Origin of the sequence: Moorena sp. SIO3H5, from assembly GCF_010692395.1 — a bacterium.
Taxonomy (GTDB): Bacteria; Cyanobacteriota; Cyanobacteriia; order Cyanobacteriales; family Coleofasciculaceae; genus Moorena.
On record NZ_JAAHHS010000696.1, the window covers coordinates 1 to 2122 of the forward strand.

The window sequence follows — 2122 nt, forward strand, 5'->3', positions numbered from 1 at the left end:
TCCCGCTGATAGCTTTCCCCAAGGTCATCAAGATAGGGAGCAATCTGTTCAGCTGCCACAGACCCCCCGGAATTGCGAATTACAGCACCAATGGTTTTCCAGCGACGTTCTTCTAAATCACTATTGGGATTGCCATCACCAAACAGAAACGAGAAGACAGCCTCTAAAAAATTCATCTCACTGTCTTCTCGGCCAGAACGAGATTTTTGCCGTTGCCGTCGATAATTATTGTGGGAGTATGATGGGTTGAACCACCAAAACAGATCCGGTCCAATCCAGAAACGGGGCAAAAATAGGATTCCGCCGCCACCACCAGAACGACTTCCTCCTGAGCCTCCTCCGTCAGAATCATTGTCACTGCCAGCTTTGAGGCTCAGAACAATAAATGCGATCGCAACAATCATCAACACAATGGAAAGCAGTAGGAAAATCCCGAAGGAAATCCGAATCAGGTAAAACAGAACACCCCAAATATGCACCCACCATGCTTGCAACCGTAGCTTTAAGAACTTGTTGCGGAGAATAGCGCGAAAGTTTTTGGGAAACAGATAAGCAATATCCCCTGACTCGGCCACTTGTAAATGTCCACCTACTTCTGAAGCCAGGACAAGTAAACCTTGCTCGGCTTGATGGATGTTTAAACCCACTTGGGCAGCAACATCCCCAACAGTGACGCGGTAGTCTAGCTGCTCAACAGCTTTCATGATGGTGGGATTGGGAGCCATAATGATGTTTTCTAATACTTAGTTGCGCTCAAAGATAATAGCTTTATCAAACAGAAAGGTCGGACAGGTCGGACATCACCGGACCGGAAAACATACTATGTATCCTAGGGATACTATCAATGCCATACTTTAGATCTATGTAAATTCGCCTCCTATCTCTAGTATAATTTTTTTCAGTTTGGCAATTGTGATCAGGTTTTTTTATACTGCCGTCCTTATTGATTCTTAAAAAGCGGTCAGGTTTGTCCTGCTGTTGCCCCAACCCGCGATATTTCGCTCAGTTTCCAGCACCTTCGAGGTAATTTGCCAACAGTCCCTTATAATAGGAGGCTGACAGGAGTTCACAAAACTTAAACCAGAAGCAGAGGTAGCAATGGCACTGATCACCACCGGCAAGTCATTCATCCGGGCACTAGAAAAGTCTGGTGCATTGGCAGTTTATGCACCATTAGAAGGTGGGTTTGAAGGTCGTTATCAGCGGCGTTTGCGGGCTGCTGGCTATACCACCGTTTCCATTACTGCCAAAGGACTAGGAGATCCAGCTGCTTATCTAACTGGAATTCACGGTGTTCGCCCTCCTCATCTGGGCAAGAAAACTATGGGTAAATCATCTGCAGTCGGTGATGTTTACTACCTGCCGCCCTTGGTAAACTACCAACTGTCAGCCCTATCTCCCAACTCTAAAGGGTTGGTGCTGTGGATTATTGAAGGAAATATACTATCTAGTCAAGAAGTTGAGTATTTAACCACATTGCCCCAGCAAGAACCACGAGTCAAAGTAATCCTAGAGATGGGAGGGGAGCGTTATTTCCGTTGGCAACCCCTCAAGGAGACTTTGCCAGGACTAGTTTCTGTAGCCAATGCCTAGCCTAAGTTAATGATGTCAGCTATTAGCAGTCAGCGGTCAGCGGTCAGCTTATTTGATTCAAAAGCGTGGCACAGGCTTCTAGCCTGTGATCTAGCCCATAAGCTGATAGCTGAATGCTGATAGCTGAATACTGAATGCTGAATACTGATAGCTGAATGCTGATAGCTGACCCCTTAAGTAGTCAAAAATGATAAGTTTGATACCCTAGAGGTGTAGGATGATAGTGGGTAAGACTAGCAATGCTCGAACAACGTGACTACACCTTAATCATCGATAAAAGTGGAAGCATGTCGATTAGGGACCAACTGGGTGGAAAAAGCCGTTGGCAAATCATGCAGGAGTCTACCCTTGCCTTAGCCAATAAATGTGAAGAATTAGATCCAGATGGCATCACGGTATATGTATTTGCTGGTCGCTTTAAACGCTACGACAATGTAACCGCAGATAAAGTCCTACAGATATTCCAGGAAAATGAACCATCGGGACGCACGGATTTAGCTGGTGTTTTACTTGATGCCACCAACGACTA

Annotated in this window: 2 protein-coding genes and 1 pseudogene; 2 read left to right on the plus strand and 1 reads right to left on the minus strand. The window is 45.7% G+C overall.

What is annotated here, in order from left to right:
- Positions 1-725 (minus strand): annotated as a pseudogene (locus F6K52_RS35640) (hypothetical protein); the annotation flags it as partial.
- 373 nt (positions 726-1098) lie between these two features.
- On the opposite strand from F6K52_RS35640, the gene F6K52_RS35645 reads away from it, so the two are divergent.
- Complete coding sequence (locus F6K52_RS35645; protein ID WP_293089826.1) at positions 1099-1593, plus strand: NAD(P)H-quinone oxidoreductase subunit N; 495 nt, start codon at positions 1099-1101, stop codon at positions 1591-1593.
- A gap of 239 nt (positions 1594-1832) precedes the next feature.
- Positions 1833-2122, plus strand: a 290-nt coding sequence (locus tag F6K52_RS35650; RefSeq protein ID WP_364421393.1) for a VWA domain-containing protein, incomplete at its 3' end; no start/stop codon positions are given.